The sequence below is a fragment of the Clostridium aceticum genome (assembly GCF_001042715.1).
Classification (GTDB): Bacteria; Bacillota; Clostridia; order Peptostreptococcales; family Natronincolaceae; genus Andreesenella; species Andreesenella acetica.
The window spans coordinates 2,506,976-2,532,718 of record NZ_CP009687.1 but is presented as its reverse complement, the minus strand read 5'-3'; the positions used below and the strand labels follow the sequence as shown (position 1 = coordinate 2,532,718).

The 25,743-nt window shown below is 35.9% G+C and carries 21 protein-coding genes, 1 pseudogene and 3 other annotated features; of the genes and pseudogenes, 18 read left to right on the top strand and 4 right to left on the bottom strand.

Annotation, left to right across the window (positions count from 1 at the left end; all coding sequences use genetic code 11):
- Window positions 1–56 precede the first annotated feature (56 nt).
- The 3 genes from CACET_RS11860 (at window position 57) to CACET_RS11850 (ending at window position 4,646) form a co-directional block, all read left to right on the top strand.
- Window positions 57–1,640, top strand: coding sequence for an ABC transporter substrate-binding protein (locus CACET_RS11860; protein WP_044825350.1), 1,584 nt, complete (start codon window positions 57–59; stop codon window positions 1,638–1,640).
- A 22-nt stretch (window positions 1,641–1,662) separates the two neighbouring features.
- Complete coding sequence (locus CACET_RS11855; protein WP_044825351.1) at window positions 1,663–3,213, top strand: ABC transporter substrate-binding protein; 1,551 nt, start codon at window positions 1,663–1,665, stop codon at window positions 3,211–3,213.
- Between the two features lie 473 nt (window positions 3,214–3,686).
- Window positions 3,687–4,646, top strand: a complete 960-nt coding sequence (locus tag CACET_RS11850) for a hypothetical protein (RefSeq protein WP_044825352.1) — start codon at window positions 3,687–3,689, stop codon at window positions 4,644–4,646.
- 46 nt (window positions 4,647–4,692) lie between these two features.
- Here CACET_RS11850 and CACET_RS11845 read toward each other — a convergent pair whose 3' ends face one another.
- Complete coding sequence (locus CACET_RS11845; protein ID WP_044825353.1) at window positions 4,693–6,108, bottom strand: sodium:solute symporter family protein; 1,416 nt, start codon at window positions 6,106–6,108, stop codon at window positions 4,693–4,695.
- A 175-nt stretch (window positions 6,109–6,283) separates the two neighbouring features.
- Window positions 6,284–6,528 (bottom strand) — a binding site (T-box leader).
- Between the two features lie 381 nt (window positions 6,529–6,909).
- On the opposite strand from CACET_RS11845, the gene CACET_RS11840 reads away from it, so the two are divergent.
- The 10 genes from CACET_RS11840 to CACET_RS11795 all read left to right on the top strand — a co-directional run bounded on the left by CACET_RS11840 (window position 6,910) and on the right by CACET_RS11795 (window position 17,118).
- On the top strand, window positions 6,910–7,227 hold the full coding sequence (locus tag CACET_RS11840) for a hypothetical protein (protein ID WP_044825354.1): 318 nt from the start codon (window positions 6,910–6,912) through the stop codon (window positions 7,225–7,227).
- Between the two features lie 155 nt (window positions 7,228–7,382).
- Window positions 7,383–7,632: a binding site (T-box leader), on the top strand.
- A 60-nt stretch (window positions 7,633–7,692) separates the two neighbouring features.
- Entirely contained in the window at window positions 7,693–9,375 is a 1,683-nt protein-coding gene (ilvB, locus tag CACET_RS11835) for a biosynthetic-type acetolactate synthase large subunit (RefSeq protein ID WP_044825355.1), read from the top strand.
- A complete protein-coding gene (ilvN, locus tag CACET_RS11830; protein ID WP_044825356.1) occupies window positions 9,368–9,664 on the top strand; it encodes an acetolactate synthase small subunit in 297 nt (98 codons plus the stop codon). The genes ilvB and ilvN overlap by 8 nt, the downstream gene beginning before the upstream one ends.
- Before the next feature lie 29 nt (window positions 9,665–9,693).
- Complete coding sequence (locus tag CACET_RS20505) at window positions 9,694–9,918, top strand: hypothetical protein (protein WP_158386049.1); 225 nt, start codon at window positions 9,694–9,696, stop codon at window positions 9,916–9,918.
- Between the two features lie 45 nt (window positions 9,919–9,963).
- Window positions 9,964–10,221, top strand: a binding site (T-box leader).
- Window positions 10,222–10,342: 121 nt separating this feature from the next.
- Window positions 10,343–11,632, top strand: coding sequence for an aspartate--tRNA(Asn) ligase (gene aspS / locus CACET_RS11820; RefSeq protein WP_044825358.1), 1,290 nt, complete (start codon window positions 10,343–10,345; stop codon window positions 11,630–11,632).
- A 10-nt stretch (window positions 11,633–11,642) separates the two neighbouring features.
- Window positions 11,643–11,927 (top strand): Asp-tRNA(Asn)/Glu-tRNA(Gln) amidotransferase subunit GatC, encoded by a 285-nt coding sequence (gatC, locus tag CACET_RS11815; protein WP_044825359.1) that lies wholly within the window; start codon window positions 11,643–11,645, stop codon window positions 11,925–11,927.
- Window positions 11,928–11,937: 10 nt separating this feature from the next.
- A complete protein-coding gene (gatA, locus tag CACET_RS11810) occupies window positions 11,938–13,410 on the top strand; it encodes an Asp-tRNA(Asn)/Glu-tRNA(Gln) amidotransferase subunit GatA (RefSeq protein ID WP_044825360.1) in 1,473 nt (490 codons plus the stop codon).
- 2 nt (window positions 13,411–13,412) lie between these two features.
- Window positions 13,413–14,855 carry an Asp-tRNA(Asn)/Glu-tRNA(Gln) amidotransferase subunit GatB gene (gatB, locus tag CACET_RS11805; RefSeq protein ID WP_044825361.1) on the top strand — a complete coding sequence of 481 codons (1,443 nt, stop codon included), beginning with the start codon at window positions 13,413–13,415 and terminating at the stop codon, window positions 14,853–14,855.
- Window positions 14,856–15,039: 184 nt separating this feature from the next.
- Window positions 15,040–16,374, top strand: a complete 1,335-nt coding sequence (gene glnA / locus CACET_RS11800; protein WP_044825362.1) for a type I glutamate--ammonia ligase — start codon at window positions 15,040–15,042, stop codon at window positions 16,372–16,374.
- Between the two features lie 174 nt (window positions 16,375–16,548).
- Entirely contained in the window at window positions 16,549–17,118 is a 570-nt protein-coding gene (locus tag CACET_RS11795; protein ID WP_044825363.1) for an ANTAR domain-containing response regulator, read from the top strand.
- 99 nt (window positions 17,119–17,217) lie between these two features.
- Here CACET_RS11795 and CACET_RS21345 read toward each other — a convergent pair whose 3' ends face one another.
- The 3 genes and pseudogenes from CACET_RS21345 to CACET_RS11785 all read right to left on the bottom strand — a co-directional run bounded on the left by CACET_RS21345 (window position 17,218) and on the right by CACET_RS11785 (window position 18,790).
- Complete coding sequence (locus tag CACET_RS21345) at window positions 17,218–17,451, bottom strand: IS3 family transposase (RefSeq protein WP_144414765.1); 234 nt, start codon at window positions 17,449–17,451, stop codon at window positions 17,218–17,220.
- 17 nt (window positions 17,452–17,468) lie between these two features.
- Window positions 17,469–18,095 (bottom strand): annotated as a pseudogene (locus CACET_RS11790) (IS3 family transposase); the annotation flags it as partial.
- Between the two features lie 11 nt (window positions 18,096–18,106).
- Entirely contained in the window at window positions 18,107–18,790 is a 684-nt protein-coding gene (locus CACET_RS11785) for a helix-turn-helix domain-containing protein (RefSeq protein ID WP_044826570.1), read from the bottom strand.
- 340 nt (window positions 18,791–19,130) lie between these two features.
- On the opposite strand from CACET_RS11785, the gene CACET_RS19510 reads away from it, so the two are divergent.
- The 5 genes from CACET_RS19510 (at window position 19,131) to CACET_RS11760 (ending at window position 25,708) form a co-directional block, all read left to right on the top strand.
- Entirely contained in the window at window positions 19,131–20,765 is a 1,635-nt protein-coding gene (locus CACET_RS19510; protein ID WP_052661613.1) for a methyl-accepting chemotaxis protein, read from the top strand.
- Between the two features lie 189 nt (window positions 20,766–20,954).
- Window positions 20,955–21,482, top strand: a complete 528-nt coding sequence (locus tag CACET_RS11775; protein WP_044826515.1) for a nitroreductase family protein — start codon at window positions 20,955–20,957, stop codon at window positions 21,480–21,482.
- A gap of 126 nt (window positions 21,483–21,608) precedes the next feature.
- Window positions 21,609–22,334, top strand: a complete 726-nt coding sequence (locus tag CACET_RS11770) for an ABC transporter ATP-binding protein (RefSeq protein WP_044826514.1) — start codon at window positions 21,609–21,611, stop codon at window positions 22,332–22,334.
- Window positions 22,324–24,375, top strand: a complete 2,052-nt coding sequence (locus tag CACET_RS11765) for a COG1361 S-layer family protein (RefSeq protein WP_044826513.1) — start codon at window positions 22,324–22,326, stop codon at window positions 24,373–24,375. Before CACET_RS11770 ends, CACET_RS11765 begins: the two co-directional genes overlap by 11 nt.
- Complete coding sequence (locus CACET_RS11760) at window positions 24,368–25,708, top strand: ABC transporter permease (RefSeq protein WP_044826512.1); 1,341 nt, start codon at window positions 24,368–24,370, stop codon at window positions 25,706–25,708. The genes CACET_RS11765 and CACET_RS11760 overlap by 8 nt, the downstream gene beginning before the upstream one ends.
- Window positions 25,709–25,743 lie beyond the last annotated feature (35 nt).

Here is a 25,743-nt window from a genome sequence, read left to right as displayed (position 1 = left end):
TCATGACTGAAGATTATATATTTTACTAAGAAAAAATATTAGAGGGGGAGAAAAAAATGGAAAAAAAGTCTTTCAAGAAGTGCTTTAGCTTTGTGGTAATTTTCCTACTGGTAGCAGGTTTGTTTTTAACTGGATGTCAACAAAAAGTTGAAACCAATAGTCCAGAGGAGAAAGCAGCAGTACCGCAACACTTAGTAATAGGAGAACAGTCTGACTTAAAAGGATATGATCCAGGAAGCTCTATGTCGGACTTTGTTCGTGCCCTTATTTACAACAATCTAGTAGAACTGGATATGAACTTCAAAAAGTCTCCAGGTCTAGCAGAGTCTTGGAAAATGAGTGATGATGGAAAAACATGGACATTTGAATTAAGAAAAAATGTTGTTTTTCATGATGGTACACCTTGGGATGCAGAAGCGGCAAAGATCAACCTGGATATAAGAAGAGAAGGTACAGGAAAAGGTTGGCTGAGTGCAGTGGAAGAGGTTGAAGTAGTGGCACCCCATACTTTAGCAGTGCATCTAAAGGAGCCAGTATATACCTTTGCTTCTGATCTAACGCCTCCCTTTTTGGCTATGGTGAGTCCAAAGGCCTTTGATGCAGAGGGAAATGTTACAGAGGCTATTGGTACAGGTCCCTTTAAACTAACCAGTTGGACAACCGATAGTGAATTTGTTATGGAGAGAAACGAAGAGTATTTTGCTGGAGCGCCTACTTTAGAAAAACTCACTTTTAAAGTAATTCCTGATGCAGAAACAAGGGCACTTGCACTACAGGCAGGAGAAATTGATATGATGAGTGGTAGAGAAGCCTTGACAGCAGTACAGAGGCTAAAAGGGCTTCCTGATGTGAAGATTGTGAAGGAGATGAGTCAAACCTCAGAGGTTTTGTTTTTCAATGTTTATGAAGAGCCATTTAACGATATCAAGGTAAGACAAGCAGTGGCACATGCCATTAACTTTCAAGAAATGGTACCTCAACTTTTAGAAGACCTTGCAGAAGCACCTAGAAACTTTTTTTCTCAAGCCTATAGTGAGTACATGAACAACAGCTTATCTTTACCTCAGTATAATATCAATGAGGCAAAAGTATTATTAGCAGAAGCAGGATGGGAAGATAAGAATGGAAATGGTATTTTAGAAAAAAATGGACGACTATTAAAAGCTAGACTTGTTTTAGGAGCTAAAAATGAAGAGGATAAAATATTAAGTGCTGTTATTCAAGACAAGTTAAAGGATATTGGTATGGAGATTGAGCTAGTGCATCTAGAGGCAGGTGCTCTTAGGGAAGCCTTGACAGAGAAAAACTATGATATGATTATGATTGGTCAATGGTCAGTTCCTCATGATGACCCCACCAGCCACTATTTAAATGGTTACTGGCACAGTAATTCAAACTATACCATCTACACCTCACCAGAGTTAGATGCTAAGATTGAGAAACTACATCTTTCTTTAGATGTAGCAGAAAGATTAAGTCTGCATCAAGAGATTCAAGCTAAAATTTTAGAAAAAACACCGGTACTGGTGGTATTCCATAGAAATAATGTTATGGTTATGAATGAAAAAGTAGAAACCTTTGAAATATCTACGGGAACATGGCAGATTTTTAGGGGGTTAACAAAAACTACTGTGCAATAAGTAGAAGGGAGAGTTTAAGTAAATGAAAAAGATAATTTATTTTATTATTTTTGTAATGATGCTATCTTTTTTAACAGCTTGTGGAACTCGACAAACTACAGGGGAAGACACAGATATACCAGTTGAGCAAGTAGAACAGAAACTAATGATCGGCGTAGGAAGAGATTTTTATGATGGACCCGCCAGCCCGACCTATCTACATGGCAGCACCAATGCATGGGAATCTTTAACTTATTTAAATGATCAGTTGGAGCCTGTGCCTCAGCTAGCAGAATCCTGGATTGTATCAGAAGATGGAAAAACATGGAGATTTAATCTACGACAAGATGTGCTTTTTCACGATGGAAACCCCTTCAATGCAGAAGTAGCCGCCTACAACTTAGAGCGTCTCATCAACCATCCTAGAAAAGGAAATACAAGACTTACCTACGGAGACATAACTGATATCAAAGCAGCGGATGAGTATATACTAGAGATTACGCATGCAGTGCCTATGCCAGAATTCCCTAGGATGTTGGCTTATCATGAAAGTGCTATGTTTAGTTTAGAAGCCTTTGATGAAAATAATGATATTGTAGCCCCCATAGGAACAGGACCTTTTGTTTTTAATGAATACATTAAAGATTTATCCATCATCTTAGTTAAGAATGAAAGTTATTGGGGGGATGCACCAATATTAGATGAAGTTACTTTTACATTTATAAGTGATCCTAACACAAGGCTAGCAGCTTTACAAAGTGGAGAAGTAGACGTTTTATCGGATGTAGGTGCGGTTATGCCGGAGCAAGCAAGTATTATAGAGGGAGATGACGATTTAATTCTAAAGACAAAATTGGTGGGTACTACCCATTATATGTTTTTCAACAAGAATAATTTATTTAAAGACAATAACTTATCCTTAGCTGTAAGTTATGCTTTAAATCGCCAACTGTTGGTAGATAGTTTACTAGAGGGATATGGTATTCCAGGTAAAAGTGTTATTACACCAGTAGCTACACAGTGGCTAAACAAAAATGCAGCACCTGTTTATGATATGGATAAGGCAAAAAAACTAGCTGATGAAGCTCTTCAAGGAGAAACAGCTGAAATAAAACTGTTGCTGCAAGCCAGTATTTCCAGCAGATGGCCATATAAGGCTATTGCCGAGATTATGCAACATCAGTTAAGTGAATTGAACCTTATAGCAGATATTGAAATGGTGGACGCAGGAGAGTGGACAAAAAGATTGCAGGAGGGAAATTATGATATTACTATTGCTCCCTTCACCCTGATGACAGGGGAACCTAATGTTTTCTTTAGTAGTCATATGTTTTCCGAAGGAAATCTAAATAAGAGTAGAAGCTATGGTTACAATAATCCTGAGGTTGACCAACTAATTGCAAAGGCTGCAGTAGAAAGAAATGATGAAAGAAGACGTGAGATGTACCTAGAGCTACAAGAAATTGCCGCTGAAGAAGGTCCTGTTGTGCCAATTTATCATGATGTTACTTTATACGCAGTAAATAAAAAGGTAAGAAATTTTGAGTTAGATGTAAACTTTAAGCCTCACTTGGCGGTGGTGGAAATAAAATGATGAGAGGTACGGGAAAAAGAAGTAGAGGAAGCGATAGCCTCCTTATGTGACTCCTTCTGGCTCTATACGGATATTACACCTACAGTGAAAAAAACAATTATTGATTTTGTACATGGCAAAACAAAACAAGGATTATTTAGACATCAAACTAAGATGAGACTTGGAATCGTTTATTGGTCGGTTAAAAGAAATTAATGTACTAAGCTTATAGTTATTAGAAGTAATAATAATTAATGAAACAATATTATGTAAAAAAGTAAGGGTTCAGTAATACGTATCCTTGCTTTTTTTATCTTAGGTGTTCTGTGTCACCCTATTAATGGAAGGGCGAAGGAGGATAGTCCTGTTATTTGACAAGAAAACAGCACTATCGTACAATAATTATGTTGGGAGGCTTAAGCTAGCAAAGTACCTACCAGTATGGTTAACCCAAATAGTTTATGATTGCAGTTAATAGGAAAAGGAGAAAGCGTATGAACGTGGAAAAGGCAGAAAACAATGATAAAATATCTTTACTCTTGACTGGTTTAGTATGGGCGTCAGGAGGGCTTGCGGTTTTCTTATTTATGGTAAATAGCTTTGGTTATGGTATTTGGATTGCTGCAAGTATTGCTTGCATAATAGGATTTTTATTAAAACCCCTTATGGTGACGATACGGGAAAGCAGAGATCGACTAATATCTTTTAGAGAAAAGATGCTTTTGGGACTGAAGGTTTTTTTGGTATTCTCTTGGATACAATCTACCTACCTGGTTTTTGTTTCTCCTTTATATGACTTATATTGGAGCTATTGGGTCCTGTTAGGGTCTTTCTTGCTATTAGCTGGCATAGCAGGGAGGGAAAATAGAAAAAATCAGAAAGATTTAAAGGAAGAAGAAAAAGAGGAGAAAAAAGGATTTAAAGAACTAAAAAAAGTAGGAGCTATCTTGTTGTCGGCTACATTAACGACGATTAATTTTTATCAACTCTATGTTCCCTACAAGGCAATTACGCTTCAGGACTTAGTTATACCTGATAGTATTTCCATACAAAAAATAGATGAAACAGATGCTGGTTACTGGGGGGACTTTTCACTATACCTACAGCGAGAAACGATCTTAGTAAATGAAGAAGAAACTTTACATAAACTGATAAAATCATTGGAAGGGACGGAAGTGCAAAATCTTCGACATATCGGAGATTTGAATTATCTTAAAATGCAGCGAGTGGAAAATTTTCATTACTCAGGCTATGTAGATTATGAAGGAGTGAATGTTTATCGGGAAATTTCAAGTGATACAACCAAGTACATCTATGGCATAGAAATTTACCCAAATGGTAGAGTATACTTGCTTTTAATTACAGAGGGAAGAAGAAGAATACAAAACTTTTCAGTGGATTTAGAATATAAGATGATTGAAGAACTATTAAAAGGTGAAATGACTTTACAATAAAATAAAAAAAACAAAAAAAAGAAGAGGAGACCTCTTCTTTTTTTTGTTAGTTTTCCAACGCTTCTGTTGCTGCTATGTTAGCTACAGGATTTTTGTCAAACATCGGTATAATTAAAAATGTTATTAAGCATACAATCCATTCTAAGTAAATAACATGTGGAACTACTCTTATAGCTGGTACAAACTGCCATAGAACTAATACAATAATTCCTACTAGAATCGTATAGAAAGCTGAGTTCTTTCTACAAAGTCCTGGAGCAAATACAGTAAATAAAATAATGATAGTGAAGGCAGTAGTCAAACTTAATGCAACCAATAGGGTTTGAACAATTGTGACGATTGTTAAGGCTGCCACATAGGAGAATACGCCTAGGATAGCTACACAAACCTTTGTAACAACGTAGAAATTTTTCTCGCTTACATTAGGATTGATAAATCTTTTATAAATATCTTGTGAAAATAAGGTAGCGGAACCCAATAATAAATTACAACCTGTAGAAATTCCTGCCGCCCATAGAGCAGCTAGAGTAACTCCTGCGATAATGGGATTTAGAGACATAATAACCTGTGGCAAAGCTAGTGTGGCACTGATATCTGGGAAAATCGTTCTTGCCACAATACCCATCAAAGCAGACAAGAATCCGATAGGAATCATTAATAGGCCTCCAAGAATAAATCCGTTTCGGGCAGTTTTTGCATCCTTTGCACTGCAGGAAATCTGTACAGTAGCCTGCAGGGACATTACTTGTGTAACCATAACAGCAAACCATCCCATAATGACTACCCAACCTAAACCATTAGTTAAATGGAAGTAAGGTACTTCGGGAGGTAATTGAGCGGCAACGTTAGCAAGACCTCCTTGTGAAAAAATGGAGATTAGCGTAGCTGCTATAATTCCAACATAAATCAAAGCAATGTTTAGAAGGTTAGTAAATCCTGCTCCCATCATACCTCCTATAAATGTAATGCCTACAAAAAGAATGGTGCTGGTAAGCATACCGCTTTGGAAGGTAAAGATTTGAGGTAGTAGGGAAGCTAAAATAGCTCCACCAGATACACATTGCAGGGCTGTGATTACCAACTGAATCGTAATTTGTCCAACTACACAGATAATACGTCCTTTAGTATCATAATACTTTTCAAATAACTCTGGTACAGTAGTAACATTTAAATTTCTGTATTTAGCTGCTGCCACTAAACCCATAATAATAGCTCCTGCTCCCCAGGCCACATTGTACCAACCTGCAGCTAAGCCAACATTGTAAGCTTGCTCAGCAACACCAATAGTAGAAGCTCCACCTATGGCTAAGCCAGTAATAGTAACCGCTACCAGCGGAGTAGTAAGCTTTCTACCAGCTAATAGAAAATCTTCGCTGCCTTTAGCAGCTAGTTTACGGGCATGCATACTCAATGCAAATAAGGCCAAAATGTATACCAACACAATAATCAAAGGAATATTCATTTGATACATACCTCCTAATTTTTAGTTTTTATAAAATTTTAAAGATAATTACTTTTGTGAAACTTTTTTTGTAGAAATTTATTGATGTTTTTACAATTTAATATATCCGGATATAAAAATAACTTAATTTTATATATAAAAAAAATATATAAAAAAAACACATCTGTCCATGATATACAGGGACGAATGTGTAATACGCGGTACCACCCTACTTAATTATGTAGATATGATAATTGTCCATATCTATATAACTCTCTTGAATTTCTGTAACGTAGAAAATACGGATCAGCCTACTTAAACAATAGATTTGTTCAGCCTACAGCTCGAGAATGTATTTCGCTGTATAGATCAACTAGTTTTCACCAACCACTAGCTCTCTACATGACTTCTACAGTTACTTCTTTCCTTCATCGCTTTATCAGTTTAAAGTTATCATATAAAATATAACTTACTTAAAAGCAATTATATAAACTTTTGTAAATTAGTACAAATATGAAAACTAGTGATATAATGCCAAAAAATAGAAAATATCCGATTGTATCTATAAATACCTTGTATTTCCTTAATATTTGTTATGTTTTTAACCATATAATATAAATTCCTTACCATTAGGAGCTAGGCTGATTTAGAAAAACAAAATCTCTAAGGAATTTTACTATGGAAAAAATTGAAAAATTGTATAAAATTATGAAAAATAATGATATAATGTAGAAATGTAGGCCCCAAGCACTACATCAAAAAGGCGGCAGTCAGTATTTAAAAGCTTTTATAAAAACTGCTCATTAAAGGTGGTAGAGGTCAATGGATGAAACTATATATCAGAAACATATGAAAATAATTATTCAGTTAGTTGGGGATTTAGGGGTGGATGGTGCAGATGATTATCTACGTCAAGAACTTATGGATATCTCTAAAAAAGTAGCTATTTTTAGAGAAAAAATTGCTGATCTTAAAGATCACCTACAGCAAACAACAAATACGGATGAAATATTTCATTTAGAATGGGACATTAAAAGTGCTAAGGAACTTTTAGACAAACTATTAATAGAGTTAAAAATAATAGATGAAAGATATATTTGTTTTAGAAAGTATATAACAGAAAAAGAAAATATAAGCTAATAGAATCAAAAATTAGAGTCAAAGCAAAGCTAAGGAAAAAACTTCTCAATTAAACTTGCTAAAATATTTTGTATAAAAATATGTAAAAAAGTATTGACTTAAATCTTTAAAAATATTAGAATAGTTTTACAATATCATGTATTTTAAAAAACAATATAAAGGCTTTGATGAGGAGGAGTACATATATTCCCAAAGTATAGAGAGGAAATGGTGGTGGAAAATTTCCCTGAAGGATATATGGAAGGTAGCCTCTGAGCTGTGAACCGAAATTGTAAAAGAGTAGACTTCAACGGATTCCCACCGTTATAGGGGAAGTAGCATCGGAAATTTCCTGTGCTATATTTAAGCAGTGTACTTTTTGTACAAAATTAGGTGGTACCGCGGAGAACAACCTTCGTCCTATTTATTGATAGGATGAGGGTTTTTTTATTTTTTAAATTTCTTTATTAAGAGGGGAGAATGGTAATGAAGTATAACGGTGCTGAAATTATTATTAAACTGCTGGAGGAACAGGGGATAGATAAAATTAGTGGTATCCCAGGAGGAACAAATCTTCCTATCTATCATGCCCTCAACAAAAGCTATAAAATACAACATATTCTTGCAAGGCATGAACAAGGAGCAGGTTTTATAGCTCAAGGTATTGCTAGAACTACTGGTAAGGCTGCAGTTTGTTTTGCCACTTCTGGACCTGGAGTAACAAACCTACTGACAGCCATTGCAGATGCAAAACTTGATTCTGTTCCTATGGTTGCTATTACAGGGCAAGTACCAGCTGCACTTTTAGGTACTGATGCTTTCCAAGAGGTAGATACCTGTGGCTTAGCTATTCCTATCACGAAACACAACTTTATTGTACGTTCGGCTAAGGAACTGTTTCATGTTATTCCTGAAGCCTTTAAGTTGGCAGAAACAGGAAGACCTGGTCCTGTGGTAATTGATGTTCCTAAAAATGTGCAGTTAGAGGAAATAGAACTTCAAGAATGGCCTAAGAAACAAGAAGAGATTATCAACAAAAATATGGTAAGTCTACAGGATATAGAGAAGATCGCTAACATGATTAATAGGGCCGAGCGACCTTTATTGTATATCGGAGGAGGAATATTGCAATCTAACGCTCATGACTTCTTGTATCAACTTGCCAAGAAAAATAATATTCCTGTAGCCTCTACCCTAATGGGCTTAGGATGCTTTCCTGCAGATGATAACCTGTATTTGGGTATGCTGGGGATGCATGGAGCACCCTATACCAATTTAATCCTAAATGAAACTGATTTGTTAATAGCTTTTGGCGTACGCTTTGACGATCGAGCCACAGGGAGGATCGCAGCCTTTTGCCCCAATGCCGCTGTTTTGCATGTAGATATTGATCCGGCAGAATTGGATAAGAATAAGCTAACAAATTTTTCAATAGCTGCAGATATTCAGATGGTATTAAAGGAATTGCTTCCCTTTCTTCAAGAAAACCATAGACAACAATGGATTTCAAGGATAGAAGAAATCAAAGAAAGACATCCATTTTGCATGCCAGAGGCCAATGCGTCATGTCATCCTCTAAACATTATTAAAAGAATAAGTGATTTGGTAGATGATGATACAATTATTACTACGGATGTTGGTCAACATCAAATGTGGGTGGCACAGGCCTATCCCTTTAAGAAGCCTCGAAGATTACTAACTTCTGGGGGCTTAGGAACAATGGGTTTTGGATTACCTACTGCAATAGGAGCAGCTTTAGCAAACCCTGATAAAAAAGTAATTTGTATTAGCGGAGATGGTTCCTTCTTGATGAACATTCAGGAGCTGGCAACGTTAGCAGATTTAAATCTAAACATAAAGGTGATTATACTAAATAATGGTGGTTTAGGCATGGTAAGGCAACAGCAGGAATTGTTTTTTCAAGGAAATTATATAGCTTCAAGTTTTATTACCAATCCCGATTTTACGGGTATTGCTACACACTTTGGGATAAAGGGTTATGCTTTAAGCCACTTAGATGGAGGAGAAGGGTTTCTAGAGGAATTTTTATTAGCAGAGGGCCCTTGTGTAATCAATATACCGATAGCTTGTAGTGAAAATGTTATGCCTATTGTTCCGCCGGGGGCAGCAAATGATCAAATGATGATAGGAGGAGAGCAACTTGCATAATACATCAAATGTTATTATCCAGCTTACAGTAAACAATCATCCAGGGGTAATGTCTCATATTACAGGACTTTTCTCAAGAAGAGCCTTTAACTTAGAAGGAATTCTATGTGGGAGATTAGAGAACGGAAAGGTAAGTAGAATGTACTTGTTAGTGAAGAGGGATGAGAGAATGGAACAAATTATCAAGCAACTAGAAAAGCTTTATGATGTGATGGAGGTTTGCGTATGTGTAAACTATAATGCTGCATTATTTGATGATATACATGAATTGATTCAGGAAAATAAATAGCTTAGAGCATGCAACGTTTTGATGTAACAATGAAAACAACTAAAATCATTAGCATTAACTTAAACCATAATTTGTCATCCTTCGTTATTCCAAGATCCTTCGTTACACTCAGGATGACAGTTCCAGAGGATTTTGGAGATAATTGTGTTAAGTTAACACCTAAGAAACTAAAATATAGAGGAAAACATTTTCATAAAATGTTTCGAAAAAACAATAAAAAAAATATTCAAAAAACTATTGACAACAAAGTATAAAAAAAATATAATTAACAACAATAAATATAGAAACCACTTTATATGAAAAAGACGATGATAGGAAGAGTACATATGTGAGGTAGTTCAAGCGAGTTGGTGATGGTGAGAGACCAATACGATACACATATCGAAGAACCTCCTTGAGTTTCTAACCGAAATCCTTTGGTGAAAGTAGGCTTAGACGGATTCAACCCGTTAACCGTTGAAAAGCATCGAATAGATGAACTATTCTGTGCTTATTGAGCTGAACTAATTTATTTAGTTAATCAGGGTGGTACCGCGAAGTAACCTTTCGTCCCTTTTATTAGGAGATGAAGGGTTTTTTTATTTTCAACTTTCATGCATGAAGTTGATAGATTTTGGAAGTTTATATTGAAGGACCGGTCATTCATCAATAAAAAATTGTTTAAATGGAGTGATCAAAATGAAGAGAAGCTTTATTACAGAAATAAAAGGGGAAGAGGAAGCCGTTTTATTGAAAGGCTGGATTTTTAAAGTCAAAAAATTCAAAACATTCGGATTTGTTTCCTTGAGAGATAAAACAGGAATTTTACAACTGGTTTTGGAGGACTTAGATGTTTTAGAAAGTCTTAAAACAGAGATGGCAGTAGAGGTAATAGGTACACCTGTTAAGAATGAAAAGGTGGAGGGAGGTATAGAAATACACATAAAAGACTTAACTATTATTGGTAATGCTTATTATGATCTTCTGCCCTTTAGCATCAATCAGAAAAACGTCAATACTTCTTTAGAAATGGAGCTGGATCACAGATATATAAGTCTTAGACGTCCTGACAGAAGAGCTATATTTAAGGTTCAAGAAGAAATCGTAACTGCCTTTAGAGATTATTTCAAAGATCAAGGTTTTTCAGAGATTCACACCCCTAAAATCATTGCCTCTGGTACAGAGGGAGGTTCGGAGGTATTTACTGTAAATTATTTTGACAGAAGAGCATTTTTAGCTCAAAGTCCTCAATTTTATAAGCAGATGATGGTAGGAGCGGGTTTTGAATCGGTATTTGAAATCGGCCACGCTTATAGAGCGGAGCTGCATAATACTTGGAGGCACTTAAATGAATATGTAAGCTTAGACGTTGAAACCGGCTTTATCAAAGATGAAGAAGATTTAATGAATATACAACAGCAGTTTATTCAGCATTTATTTCAACATCTTACAAGTGCCTGTGAAAAGGAGCTGAAGATCCATAATATTACATTGCCGGAGATCAAGGATATTCCTCGAATTCCTTTGTTTGAAGCTCAGAAGATACTGTTAGAGGTTTATGATAAAAAATCTCCAGTAGGAAACCTAGATGCTGAGGGAGAAATAGTGTTCTCAAAATATGTAAAGGAAAAGTATGATAGTGACTTTGTATTTCTAACAAAATATCCTGCTATAAAACGTCCAATGTACACCATGCCAGATGAAGATTACGAGGGAATGACAAAAAGCTTTGACTTGATTTACAAGGGTTTAGAGATCACAACTGGAGGACAGCGGATTCATGATTATGAAATGTTGAAGGAAAACATCATCAAGTTTGGATCAAACCCAGAGGACTTTGGTTTTTATGTAGAAAGTTTTAAATATGGTATGCCCCCACATGGAGGATTTGCTATGGGCCTTGAGCGGCTTACCATGAAGATTTTAGACTTACAAAACATTAGAGAATCTACTTTGTTACCTAGAGATATGGGAAGAATCACACCTTAGGAGGGATAGAATGAAGTTGACGATAGAAGAGGTAAAGTATATAGCTAAGCTTGCAAAATTACAGTTTACAGAGGAGGAGGCACAGAGCTTTGCAAAGGATTTTGAGGGGATTTTATCTCATTTTGATAACTTAAACAAAGAAGATTTAACGAAAATAGATCTTAACAACTTCCATGGAAAAACAGCTGTTTTAAGAAAAGATGAAATACAAAAACTTCATAACAAAGAGGAATTGTACCAAAACGCTAAAAAATTGCGAGAAGGATTTATTGAAATTCCCAAGGTTATAGAATAGAGGTGACGTTATGAAAATTCATGAAATGACGATTGAAGAAATTAAAGAAGGTTATAGTAAAAAAGCCTTTACCGTTAAAGAGGTAGTAAAAGCCTATTATGAGAGAATCGCCGATAAAGAGGAAAAGGTAAATGCCTTGATTACCCTTTGTGAAGAAGAGGCCCTCAGAACAGCAGAAGAAATGGATCAAAAACTAGAAAAGGGTGAAGCCTTGGGGCTCTTGGGGGGAATTCCAGTGGTGATTAAAGACAACATATGCACCAAGGGGATTGCAACCACCTGTGCTTCCAAAATGCTGCAGGATTTTATCCCCCCCTATGACGCCACAATCGTTGAAAAATTAAAAGAAGCAGGGGCGATCATTATAGGAAAAGCTAATATGGATGAATTTGCAATGGGATCTTCTACAGAAAATTCCGCTTTTAAGACCACGAGAAACCCTTGGCATCTTCAAAAAGTACCAGGTGGTTCTTCGGGAGGCTCTGCTGCAGCGTTGGCAGCAGGATTTGCTCCATTGACGATTGGCTCAGATACAGGAGGTTCCATAAGACAACCGGCAGCTTTTTGTGGTGTAGTAGGTTTAAAACCTACCTATGGTTTGATATCAAGATATGGATTAATCGCCTTTGCATCTTCTTTGGATCAAATAGGACCCTTTGGCAAAACCGTCAAGGACTGTAGTTTAGCATTGCAAGTCATGCAGGGAAAAGATCCAATGGATGCCACCAGTTATCAAGGAGGCTACACTGAAGACTATATGGTGGATTTAGAGAAGAAAGTCACAGGACTGAAGATAGGCTTACCGAAAGAATTTTTCCAAGAGGGATTAGATGAGGAGATTCATCATAGTATAAAAGAAGCTATAAAGCTATTGGAAGAAATGGGAGCGGTAGTAGAAGAGTTTTCTTTACCGATTGTGGATACGGGACTATCTGCTTACTACATCTTATCTTCTGCAGAAGCTAGCTCTAATCTTGCTAGATATGATGGGGTTCGGTATGGATATAGACCTGAGGCATTTGAAGGAATTCAAGAATTGATGATGAAGAGCAGGACAAAGGCCTTTGGCAAGGAAGTCAAAAGGAGAATTATGTTAGGAACTTATGTTCTTTCCTCTGGTTACTACGATGCCTACTATAAAAAAGCTATGATGATGAAGGAGAAAATCAGAGCCACTTTCAAAGAAGCCTTTGCTAAATATGATGTAATTTTAAGTCCTACCTCACCAGTGTTACCCTTCGGTGTGGGAGAAAAGACAGAAGATCCTCTTGAAATGTATCTATCAGATATTTATACAGTCAACATTAACATAGCTGGGCTGCCGGCGATTACGATACCTTGTGGTTTTAGTAAATCTAAACTGCCTATAGGATTGCAGTTAATAGGAGACCACTATGCTGAGAAAAAATTATTGACAGTAGCCCATCAATTAGAGCAAGCAATAGGGATTCATAAAGAAGCAGCTGATTTTAAGGAGGTGTAGACATGATTTTTGAAACCATCATAGGACTAGAGATACATGTTGAATTACTTACTAAGTCAAAGATATTTTGTTCCTGTTCTACAGAATTTGGTGCAGATCCCAATGAAAACACTTGTCCAGTCTGTACTGGACTTCCAGGCACTTTGCCTGTACTGAATGAAGAGGCTGTTGATTTGGCCATTAGAGCTGGTAAGGCATTGAACTGTGACATTAACGTAATCAATAAGTTTGATAGAAAAAATTATTTTTACCCTGATCTTCCAAAGGCCTATCAAATTTCACAGTTTGACCTGCCAATCTGCGAAAAGGGTTATGTGGATATTGAAGTAGAGGGACAAAAGAAAACAATTCATATTACACGGATTCATATGGAAGAAGACGCAGGAAAACTGATGCATCTTGAAGAGGAAGCTACTACTTTGGTAGATTATAATAGAACCGGGGTACCTTTAATAGAAATTGTAACAGAGCCAGATTTAAGATCCCCAGAGGAAGCAGTGGAATTCTTAAAAAATTTAAAGGAAATTCTAGAATATACAGATATCTCCGACTGTAGAATGGAGCAGGGGTCTTTGAGATGTGACGCCAATATTTCTTTACGCCAAGCCGGCACAGAAAAATTAAATACGAGGGTGGAGATTAAAAACCTTAACTCCTTCAAAGAAATTTTAAAGGCATTAAAGAAGGAAGAAAAGCGACAGCAGGAGTTATATCTTTATGGCGAAGGTCATAAAATTCAGCAGGAGACGAGGAAATGGGATGCAGCTAAAGGAAAGACTGTTGCTATGAGAAGCAAAGAAGAATCCCATGATTATAGATATTTTCCGGAGCCAGACTTGCCTCCAGTGATTATTGACCAGCATAAAATAGAAGAGATTGGAGCAACGCTTCCAGAGTTGCCGGCAGAAAAAAGAGCCCGTTTTATAGAAAAATACGGCGTGCAGAAGATGCAGGTAGATATTTTAGTAGCAAAAAAAGAGCTGGCAGATTATTTTGAAAAAGTAGTGGCGTTGGGAGCTATACCTATAGAGGCTGCCAACTGGATTACTGTAGATATGTTGAGACTCCTCAAAGATGAGGAAGAGACACAGGAAGTGCCATTAAAGCCAGAATATATCGTACAATTATTAAAGCTAATCGACGAGGGAAAAGTCAGTCGTACTGCAGCAAAAGAAGTACTGGAAGAACTATGGGGAACCGACAAAACTCCTGATCAAGTGGTGCAGGAAAAAGGTTTAAATCAAATTAGCGGTACAGAAGAACTAGAAAAGATCGTAATAGACATTATTAGTAAATATCCACAGGCAGTGGAGGATTACAAAAACGGTAAGGCACAAGCGGTGGGTTACTTAATGGGGCAGATCATGAAGGCTACCTCAGGTAAAGCAAATCCCCAAATGGTGAAAGAAATCATCGTTAATAAACTGAATGATTTTAAAATTTAAAATAATAAAAAAATTAAAAAAATACTTGCAATTCTTTACTGTATACTGTATAATATATTATATAAACAAATAAGTTACTCAAGGGCAAAGGCGTCCGCTACAGAGGAAGTAAAGAAATCATTCCTTTTGTTGTGGACGTTTTTTATATTTAACCAACAACAATATTAACAAGGGGGTTATATTGATGAAAACCAATTATAACAAGGAAGAAATTTTACAAAAAGCAAAGGAACTTGAGCTTGAATTCATTCATTTACAGTTCACAGACATTATGGGGGTAATGAAAAATATTTCTATTACCATTGAGCAATTAGAGAAGGCCTTAGACAATGAAATTATGTTTGATGGATCTTCTATAGATGGCTTTGTTAGAATTGAAGAATCGGATATGTATTTAAGACCAGACCTTTCTACTTTTGTAGTATTTCCTTGGACAAATGGATCTAGAGAAGCAAGAATGATCTGTGATGTTTACAGACCAGATGGAACACCTTTTGATGGTTGTCCTAGAAACACATTAAAAAGAGTATTGAAGGAAGCAGAGGAAATGGGTTATATCATGAATGTTGGTCCAGAGTGTGAGTTCTTCTTATTCCACACAAATGAAAGAGGGGAACCAACCTTAGATACCCATGATAATGCAGGATATTTTGATTTAGCACCTGTAGATTTAGGTGGAGACGCTAGAAAAGATATGACAGTGACGCTAAAACAAATGGGTTTTGAAATAGAGGCTTCTCATCACGAAGTAGCTCAAGGACAACATGAGATAGACTTCTTATATGCAGATGCTCTAGCAACTGCTGATAATATCATGACCTTTAAAATGGCGGTAAGAATCATTGCCCAAAGACATGGTCTTCATGCTACCTTTATGCCTAAACCTAAATTCGGTATCAATGGATCAGGAATGCACATCAACATGTCCTTAGCAACCTTAGATGGTAAAAATGCTTTCTATGATGAAAATGATCCTTTGAAGCTTTCACAAGTGGCATACCAATACTTAGGTGGAATCGTAAAGCATGCTAAAGCTTTTGCTGCTGTTACAAACCCTACAATTAACTCTTATAAAAGATTAGTTCCAGGTTATGAAGCACCGGTATTGATTGCTTGGTCTTCTAGTAATAGAAGTCCATTAATCAGAATACCTGCAAAAAGAGGTAACTCAACTAGAATCGAATTAAGAAACCCAGATCCATCTGCTAACCCATACTTAGCACTAGCAGCTATTTTAAAAGCAGGTTTAGATGGTATTAAAAATAAAATAGAGCCACCAGCACCTGTTTGCAGTAATGTATATCATATGAGTGGTGAAGAGATGAAGGAAAAAGGTATAGAAGGTCTTCCTACCAATTTATATGAAGCAATTCAAGAATTATCTAAAGACGAAGTATTAAAAGAAGCTCTAGGTCCACATATATTTGAAAAGTTCTCTGATGCAGCATTATTAGAATGGAGTGAGTATTCAAGATATGTAAGTCAATGGGAGCTAGACAGATACCTAAGAAAGTTTTAATAAAAAAAAGGGTGCCTTGAGGGGTAGCCCTTTTCCTCCATTGAATATGTGTAATCTATAAATATAGGCTTTATGATAGAAGATCAATATTTAGATGTATAATTTTATTCTTGGTATATTAAAGTTCATAGGGGCATATCTATAAAACTATATTTGCAGTTTGGGGTGAGTGGTGTGAGGGGACACAGTATTTTAATAGCAGATAGCGGAGAAACATCCAGAAAATGGATTTATGCTGCACTGATGAAGAAGGGATACAAAGTATATGAGGCTTCTGATGCTGCTGGTACTTTAAGAACTTGTAGAAGTATTTTCCCTAAACTGGTGTTATTGGATACGGGCATATGGGGCATGAATCCTCATAAACTAGCTCAAATTATTGAGGGAGATGGACTTTCGACAGTTCTTTTTATCACAAACAAACCTGATGATTTTTTTCATGAACAGCTTAAAAAAATGAAGGTGTGTGTTTATGTATCTAAGCCCATTAATGCATCTCAGCTTCATCAAATGATAGAGTTTATTTTAACAAGTGTTGAAAAAATTAATTGTTTAGAAAAACAAGTAGAAAAACTAGAAAGTTCCTTAGCAGGAAGAAAGAAAATTGATCGGGCCAAAGGAATACTTATGGAGAAGCTACAGATCAATGAAAATGATGCTTATAAGTTACTGAGAAAGAAAAGCATGGATGCCTGTACACCTATAGAAAAAATGGCAGAAACGATAATATCTGAATATTCTTAAAAATAAAAACCAGTCATAATGTGAACTGCACCCTGTCAAGTAGACAGTGGAAAAAATAAAAAATCATAGAAGCACCAATCGAAAATGGTTGGTGCTTTTTTATGCAGAGATATCAGTGAGATAATTACGGTATTCGATTGGAGTCATGCAATTTAAACGTTTCTGGTATCGCTTGGTATTATAATAACCTATGTATTCCCCAATTGCTTTCCTCAAACTCTCATAATCATTAAACTTACGCAAGTAATACATCTCAGATTTTAAAATTCCCCAAAAGCCCTCCATAGGACCATTGTCTATGCATCTAGCTACCCTGGACATGCTCTGTGTCATTCCTGCCTTATCAAGTTTTAACTTAAATGTTTTGTTTGTATACTGAAAACCAGATCGCTATGAAATATGGGTTTTGCGTTAGGATAAGCTGTAGCTGCTAAGTCAAAAGTCTCAAATACAAGAGCATTGTTATTTGAATGACCAATGACGTAAGACACTATGCTTCTATCACCAAGATCAAAGATTGCACTTAAGTATGCTTTTTTCCCATCGCCATATTTGAACTCTGTTACATCCGTAAGCCATTTCTCACAGGTGCGTTGTGCTTTAAAGTCCCGGTTCAGCACATTTTCAGCTGTAACTTCAGGGGTTGACTTCATGTAGTTGTATTTCTTTTTCCTGCATACTGATTTTAGACCAGCTAATTTCATCAGCCGGTAGATTCGTTTATGGTTTACGTTTATATTGTGTTCACGTCGAATCTTGATTGTCATCTGCCTATAACCCAGTATACCGTTTCTTTCTTCATAAGCTTGGTTAATGAGAACAAGTAGTTTTTCACTCTGAAGTTCCTTCTGACTTTTTTCTCTATGAAGCCATTTATAATAAGCGGATCTGCTAATATTAGCAATCTGACACAAAACTGAAACAGGATAATGTTTTTGATCTGAAAGTAGCTTAATGACTATATATACTTTCTCATGTTTAGCAAGGCTTAGAAATGCCCCCTTTCCATCTCTTCGAGTTTTTTTAGCAGTTCATTCTCCATCTCTAATCTTTTGTACCTAGCCTCCAAAAGCTTGTTTTGAGCTTTTAATCTATCAAACTCTGTAAGTTCATCCTCAGACTTGTGTTTGCCCCTACGGTCAACTAGGGCATCTACGCCAGATTGCTCATACTTAACAGTCCAGCTGCGGACCTGCTGATAAGAAACCTTATATGCTTCAGCAGTTTCATTGTAATTTCTATTATGTTCAATGCAATATTTAACTATTTCAATACGTTCTTCAAATGTTGTAGTACGTCCCTTGATCATGATTGATATTCCCCCTGTACCTGAAGATTTTATCTTTTCATAATCATTATACTGCAAAATCCATTTCCGTAGTTGAGTACGGTTACGAATTCCATACTTTTCACACACTTCATATTGCGAAAAATTACCTGAAAGATAATCTATAACAGCTTCTTTTTTTAATTGCTCTGAATATCCAGCGTTTTTAGATGTAGTAGTTACCCCTAATGTCCCTAGTGTCTTGTATGATGAAATCCAACCTTGGATTGTACTTATATGAATATTTAAATCTTTTGCTATTTGATTTTGAGACCTTGTTCCACTTAAATAATTTTTTACTGCATCAATCTTAATCTCAGCTGTAAATTTAGTTTTTCTTCCCATAAAAATATGCTCCTCTCTATAATAAACAGTTTTTATTATTTTAACTGTCTACTATAAGGGGAGCATATCAATGTTATGGCTGGTTTTTTACTGTTTTTTAATATTTTAGAAGATTAGTCGGTAAAGTTACGGGTAATATAGAAAGTATATCATAATAGGTATTTCATAATCATTAACATTAACTTAAACCATAATTTGTCATCCTGAGGGAAGCGAGGGGGAGTCGAAGGATCTTAGCATTAGTAAAATGCATTTGGAGAGAATTTTGGTAATAACTGTGCTAGGTTAACGCCTAAGATTTTATAATAAAAGTAGTGGATATTCTATAGGGGGTGCAGCGATGATAATAAGAAAAAATTTACTAAATCGGCAGTCAGGAATTGTAAAACAAGCATTGAAAATTTCTAAAGAAATGGCTAGTATTTCGGAAGAAATTCTGAGGGTAACGGCATTAGAGCAAGGGGGCAATGAAAAGCTTTATGAAGTTTTTAAGGAAAAGTTAGAAGATGTGGAGTATATCACTGTATTAAATATGGAGGGTACCAGCTTAGTACATACTAACCCTTTCAGGGAAGGAATAGTTTTTTCGGATGATGTTGCCCGTAAAGGGATACAATCCACCCAGCCAATTGTACAAATATATCATCGTGATACAGGAGAAGTAGTAATAGACGCTGCCAGTCCCATCAAAATAAATGGAGAACGTCTTTATACTTTAAGAGTAGGAATGATAAAAGTGGAAAACCATTTAATGGCAAAAAATTTTACAACAACGCTTATTCCAATTTTTTTGGCTATGCTGGTTATTTATACAGGGGGAATGTCCAAAGCTTCATTTTGGATGGGGGGAGCTATAGGGATTGTTACTGCTTTTATTGCCACATATTATTTTGTGAAAAGTCAGGAAAAAGTTATGCATGCTGTTCAAAAAGGGATGAAAAAAGTTGTAAACGGAGATCTGACGCTTCAAGAAAAAAATCAACGCAGGGATGCGGTAGGTCAACTGTTATTTGAAACCAACAAACTGTCAAAAGGCTTGAATACATTGGTAGAGAAGCTTTTAGATATTGGATCTCAAGTGACCAAAAGTTCTTCAGAACAAGAAATAGCTACTGATGAGGTTCAAAGAGGTACGGAAAGCATAGCTGCAAGCATAGAAGAAGTCAGTGCAGGAGCTCAACAGCAGGTAGCGGCAATGGAGGAAGTCTCAGAATTTATACAAAGGGTTTCTAATAATATGCAGCAATTGGCTGAAAGTATGAAAGCAGCAATTGTGTCAGGGGAAGAAGGCATGTTAAAAGGGCAAAAAGGAAATAACTCTATAGTATCTTCTATTCAACAAATGGAGGCTATTCAAACGTCTTTTGAAGTATCTGCACAAGTCTTAAGGGATCTGGAAGAAAAGTCTCAAAAAATAGGCAATATCATTCATGCTATTACCAGTATTGCAGAACAAACCAATTTGTTGGCACTGAACGCAGCTATCGAGGCGGCTAGAGCAGGGGAACACGGTAGGGGTTTTGCAGTGGTGGCAGAAGAGGTAAGAAAATTGGCTGAGGATTCTAGTCACTCGGCTCAGGAAATTATGAAAATTATTAGTGAAACTCAGGAAAAGACAAAAGAAGCAGTATCAACTATGGAAGTAGGTAGCCAAGAGGTGAAAAAAGGTAGCATTGTGATCCGAGAAACAGGAGAAAGTATCGGAGAAATTATAGATGCATTAGAAGGGATAACAGAACAAATGAAACAAAATGGACAACTTACTCTGGCGTTAAAGGAAGCCAGCTCTGAACTAGAAGAGAAAACTATAGCAGTCAACGAAGCCACTCAAAATACTTCCGAAGCAATGCAGGATATTGCAGCAACGATTGAGGAACAAAGCGCTATGTCAGAAGAAATTGCTCATAATGCTAATCTTCTAGCAGAAGCATCAAAAAGTCTTCAGGGGATATTGAAGCGTTTTAGAATTAAATAGTTGAACTATACGTCTAAGGTTCACAATCAGATTTATGCTATAATAGCAACATTAGCGTTAAATTAAACCAGAACTTGTCATCCTGAGGGGAGCAAAGCAGAGTGGGAGGATGACAGTTCCAGAGGATTTTGGCAATAATTGTATTAAGTTAACGTCTATGAGTAAGTAATAATTGATAGGAGGAAGACTATGTTAGACCTGTTAAAGAAAAGAAGAAGTATTAGGAAGTTTAAAAAAACTAAAGTAGAAAAAGAAAAAATTGATGCATTGGTGAAGGCAGCTTTATTATCACCATCTTCTAGAAGTATCCGTCCTTGGGAGTTTATCGTTGTAACAGAAGAAATGTTGATAGGTGATTTGTCTAAGTCAAAAGAACATGGTTCTTCTTTTTTAAAAGATGCTCCTTTGGCTATTGTGGTTTTAGGGGATGAGAGCAAAAGTGATGTATGGGTGGAAGACACTTCTATAGCATCTGTTTTGATTCAAATGATGGCAGAATCTATGGACTTAGGTTCTTGTTGGATTCAAATAAGAGGTAGAAAGCATAATGCAGAAACTACAGCAGAAGCCTATATTAAAAAAGTACTGGATATTCCCGAGGAAATAAAGATAGAGTCGATTATAGCTATAGGTTATCCTGATGAAGAAAAGCCTTCTTATGTTGAAGAAGACTTACCCTATGAAAAAGTTTTTTTCAATATATATAAAGAGAGTTAATTTATAAAAAAACCCAAATCTATATAGATTTGGGTTTTTTTTATGAAACTTTTTCCTAGGAAGTCCGTCTAATAAATAGCTAGTACTAGGCATTTTTTTCCATAAACTTTAATTATAGAAGGAGGGATGGATATCACATATGCAATAGAAATTAAAAACGCTAGAAAAGTATTTAGAATAGGAGAGGAAAAAATTATAGCATTAGACGATATCTCTATGAATATCAAAACTGGAGAAATATGTTGCTTACTGGGAACCTCTGGTTCTGGAAAATCTACCCTTTTAAATCTTATGGCGGGTTTAGAAAAGCCAACCAAGGGAAGTATTATAATTCATGGAAAGCATATTGAAAAGATGAGCGAAAAACAACTAACAAATTTTAGACAAAAAAATATAGGTTTCATATTTCAATCCTATAATTTAATGCCCACATTAAATGCACTGGAAAATGTTAGTTTGCCACTAACCTTTAGAGGGGTTAGTAAGAAGGCTAGAGAAAAAGCGGCCTTCACTATGCTAAAAGCTGTTGGGCTGGAAAAATATATTAAACATAAACCTACTCAAATGAGTGGGGGACAACAGCAGCGAGTAGGAATTGCAAGAGCTTTTGTTAGCAAAGCACCTATTGTTTTTGCTGATGAACCGACAGGAAATCTAGATTCAAAAACTACACAGGAAGTATTGCAGCTTATGTTAAGTTTAGCTAAAAAAAATCGCCAGACCTTAATTATCGTAACTCACGATAAAAGCATTGCAACATTTGCAGATAGAATTTTTTATATTTTAGATGGTAATATTGAAAAAGTTGAAGTGAATCATGAAGAAAGTAGGGGGACAAGTGATGAAGCATAAATTTTTTTTGTTGCTTCTTATTAGTACAATCGTAGCAAATACTTTATACGCTATGCCTTTGTGCGCAGAAGCAAGTACTGAAACATATCAAACGCAAGGAGACATAATACGTGATAGCCCAAATATAGTTATCGGAAGAAGTTATAAAATGCCTGTATTTAAAGCTGGAACAGAAGCAAGGTTAGCCATTCCAATTGAAAATACGACTAATGGGGAAGCTGTAAATATATTTATTTCTCCTGTTATTGACGATCCGAAAAACTTTCCTTTTGAAATCAATAATTTAGTAACAAAACAAAAAATTTCTGCAATTTATGGACGTAGAGTGGAGAATGTATCATTTTACTTTAATATTCCTAAAAATGTGGAGGCAAAAACTTATCCTTTAACATTAAATGTAGAATACTCTTCACCTAGCGGTGGGAATTTTAGTTCAACTGAAACTATCTACATAAAAATTGAAAACGACTATGAAGTCCCAGAATTAAAACTAATGGATACAACAATTGATGGTGATAAGTTAGTAAGTGGCACTACAAAAACTGTAGGTTTCCGTATACAAAACAGTGGAGACTTAATTGCTAAGGATATAAAAGCTCGGTTGGGAGGACTTTCAAGTAGTGAGCTAATATTGGACTCCACCCTTGACACAATCAATATTCAATCACTGGACAGCGGGGAAACAAGAACGATTTATTACAATGTTTCTGCAAATTCTCAACTTGAAGAGGATACTTATAGTCTAACACTTTTTTTAACCTACAAGGATGAATATGATGCATCTTATGAAACAGAAGTGAAGGTATATCTTCCGTTAGAGGGAAAAACCTCTAAAGAAACCAATGTGACCTTCCATAACTTCCGTTATCCTGAAAAAGCAGTGGAACCTTTTGAAGATTTCACTATTTTCTTTAACTTAAAAAATACAGGAAGTGAAGATGTAGATAACGTCAAAGTAAGTATTGATGCGGGAGAAGAAATCTTACCTAAATCTATGTCTATTAAAAATATAGGAAGCTTAGCAGTTGGAAAAGAGGTGCCTATTGAATTCACTTTGTTTGCAAAAAATGATATAGAGTCAAAGAATTATCCCATTAAATTACATGTAGAGTATGAGGTGAAAGATGGAAGAAAGAAAGAACTACAATCAGCAAGCCAATATATAGGAATTTTTGTAGACAGTAATGATCAAGAAACTGGAACCCCAAAAGTCATCGTTGATTATTATGACTATGGTGGAGATTTTATAGAGGCTGGTAAAGCATTTCCTTTAAATATATCTTTTTATAACACCCATAAGAATAGTGATGTTAAAAATATACGAGTCAGTATAAGTTCTGACGGGGATGTGTTTTCCCCTGTAGGAAGTAGTAATTCTTTTTATATCGAAGGGATTGCTGCTAATAGCAGGGTGGAACGTACTATAAGCTTGCGACCAAAAATAAATGCAGAGTATAAAACCCACAATATTTTTGCAGATATTGAATATGAAGATACAAAAGGCAAAGCTTATAATATAAAAGAATTAATAGGAATCCCAGTTATTCAAGAAACCAGTTTGATCATAGGAGATATCATTACTCCTACTGAGAACTACTTAGGAAACCCTATAGGCATATCGCTAGAATTTTATAATGCAGGACGAGGCTTAATGAGAAATATGATGATCAGTATAGAGGGTGATTTTGATACTCATGAAGGAAGTTTGTATATTGGAAATCTTGAGGCTGGTAAAAATAATTACTATGATGCCACCATCATCCCCACAAGTGCAGGTGCCTTAACAGGAAAAATTATTTTTAGCTATGATGATGAAATCAATCAACACTTTTCCATTGAAAAGGAACTTTCATTAGAAATTTTAGAGCCGATGCAGGAGTTCATGCCAGAAGAATTTCAACAACCAGAGACCATGGAAGGAGCTTTTGATAAAAGAAAACTGCCTGTAGTCATTGGTGTAATCATCGTTGGAGGGATTGCAGCAGTATTTTTTTATAAAAGACGCAAAAAGAAACTAGAGGAAGTGGATATGTATGAGTAGCTTGGATTTACTGAAAATGTCTTTGGAAAGTTTGTGGAGAAGAAAGACCAGAACTTTTCTTACTATACTTGGCGTGATTATAGGTACAAGCTCTATTGTGATTATGCTTTCTCTAGGTATTGCAATGGACAGGAGCTTCAAAGAACAACTATCTCAAATGGGGAATTTAAATATTATTGAGGTGCATAATTATGGAAATTATGATCAATCCATGTCTTCCCAGCAACAAAAACAGGTTAGCCTAGATGATCAAGCAGTCCACTATTTTAAGCAGATACCAGGAGTAGAGGCTGTTATGCCCATTAAAAACGCCTATTATAAAATGGCAATAGGGAGAATGGTGGGTTATGTGTCTGTGGTTGGGATAGATCCTGAAGTCATGGAGGCTTTTGATTTTAAAGTAGAGACTGGAAGACTCTTATTATCTTCAGATAAAGAAGCCATGGTATTTGGAAAAAATGTAGCAATGTACTTTTATAATCCACGTTTGAATAATCGTTATCAATACGGATCAAGTAACAATGTTGATTTGATAAGCAATAATTTAATTTTAACCTCTGATATGAATTATGGCGAAGTGAGAAATAGCAGGGAGCAGTCTGAAACAAATTCAACACCACCAAAAACCCATAATGTAAGAGGTGTAGGCATATTGGCTGAAAGCTTCAGTGAAAAAGATTATTATGCTTATATGAATATCACAACACTAGAAAAAATTATTGAAGAAGATCGTCGAACAAATCGACAAGAGGCATCTCAAAGAAATCGAAATCAAGACAATAATAAATACGAAAAAATAAGTGTAAAGGCTAAGGAAATAAATGATGTAGAAAGAATCCAAGAAGAAATCAAAGCTAAGGGCTTTCAAACCTTTAGCTTGACGGATATCCTCAAATCTATGAAGGAAACTTCTGCTAAGATTCAAGCTATACTAGGAGGAATTGGTGCAGTAAGTTTGTTCGTAGCGGCTATAGGGATTACCAACACAATGATCATGAGTATCTACGAAAGAACAAGAGAGATTGGAGTAATGAAGGTGTTGGGAGCAAATTTATCTGATATTAAAAAGTTATTTCTTATCGAAGCAGGGATTATAGGTTTTTGTGGAGGTATAGCAGGGCTGATCTTTAGCTATAGTATTTCTTTTGGTCTAAATAAAATAGGCGGAGGCTTTTTAGGACCAGTAGGGGGAAGTACAGGTATGTCTGTTATTCCTCTTGAACTAGCAGCAGCAGCAGTTGCCTTTGCAACCTTTATTGGAATTGTATCAGGCTACTCTCCTGCCAGAAGAGCTATGAACCTTAGTGCTTTAGAAGCTATAAAAACCGAGTAAGATTTCTAAATAATAAAAAGACAATTGACTTAAAG

Bases quoted from the DNA above. Each gene is read 5' to 3' on its own strand.
- CACET_RS11860 (WP_044825350.1), top strand. From the start codon at position 57: ATGGAAAAAAAGTCTTTCAAGAAGTGCTTTAGCTTTGTGGTAATTTTC.
- CACET_RS11855 (WP_044825351.1), top strand. From the start codon at position 1,663: ATGAAAAAGATAATTTATTTTATTATTTTTGTAATGATGCTATCTTTT.
- CACET_RS11850 (WP_044825352.1), top strand. From the start codon at position 3,687: ATGAACGTGGAAAAGGCAGAAAACAATGATAAAATATCTTTACTCTTG.
- CACET_RS11845 (WP_044825353.1), bottom strand. From the start codon at position 6,108: ATGAATATTCCTTTGATTATTGTGTTGGTATACATTTTGGCCTTATTT.
- CACET_RS11840 (WP_044825354.1), top strand. From the start codon at position 6,910: ATGGATGAAACTATATATCAGAAACATATGAAAATAATTATTCAGTTA.
- ilvB (WP_044825355.1), top strand. From the start codon at position 7,693: ATGAAGTATAACGGTGCTGAAATTATTATTAAACTGCTGGAGGAACAG.
- CACET_RS20505 (WP_158386049.1), top strand. From the start codon at position 9,694: ATGAAAACAACTAAAATCATTAGCATTAACTTAAACCATAATTTGTCA.
- aspS (WP_044825358.1), top strand. From the start codon at position 10,343: ATGAAGAGAAGCTTTATTACAGAAATAAAAGGGGAAGAGGAAGCCGTT.
- gatC (WP_044825359.1), top strand. From the start codon at position 11,643: ATGAAGTTGACGATAGAAGAGGTAAAGTATATAGCTAAGCTTGCAAAA.
- gatA (WP_044825360.1), top strand. From the start codon at position 11,938: ATGAAAATTCATGAAATGACGATTGAAGAAATTAAAGAAGGTTATAGT.
- gatB (WP_044825361.1), top strand. From the start codon at position 13,413: ATGATTTTTGAAACCATCATAGGACTAGAGATACATGTTGAATTACTT.
- glnA (WP_044825362.1), top strand. From the start codon at position 15,040: ATGAAAACCAATTATAACAAGGAAGAAATTTTACAAAAAGCAAAGGAA.
- CACET_RS21345 (WP_144414765.1), bottom strand. From the start codon at position 17,451: ATGACACAGAGCATGTCCAGGGTAGCTAGATGCATAGACAATGGTCCT.
- CACET_RS11785 (WP_044826570.1), bottom strand. From the start codon at position 18,790: ATGGGAAGAAAAACTAAATTTACAGCTGAGATTAAGATTGATGCAGTA.
- CACET_RS19510 (WP_052661613.1), top strand. From the start codon at position 19,131: ATGATAATAAGAAAAAATTTACTAAATCGGCAGTCAGGAATTGTAAAA.
- CACET_RS11775 (WP_044826515.1), top strand. From the start codon at position 20,955: ATGTTAGACCTGTTAAAGAAAAGAAGAAGTATTAGGAAGTTTAAAAAA.
- CACET_RS11770 (WP_044826514.1), top strand. From the start codon at position 21,609: ATGGATATCACATATGCAATAGAAATTAAAAACGCTAGAAAAGTATTT.
- CACET_RS11765 (WP_044826513.1), top strand. From the start codon at position 22,324: ATGAAGCATAAATTTTTTTTGTTGCTTCTTATTAGTACAATCGTAGCA.
- CACET_RS11760 (WP_044826512.1), top strand. From the start codon at position 24,368: ATGAGTAGCTTGGATTTACTGAAAATGTCTTTGGAAAGTTTGTGGAGA.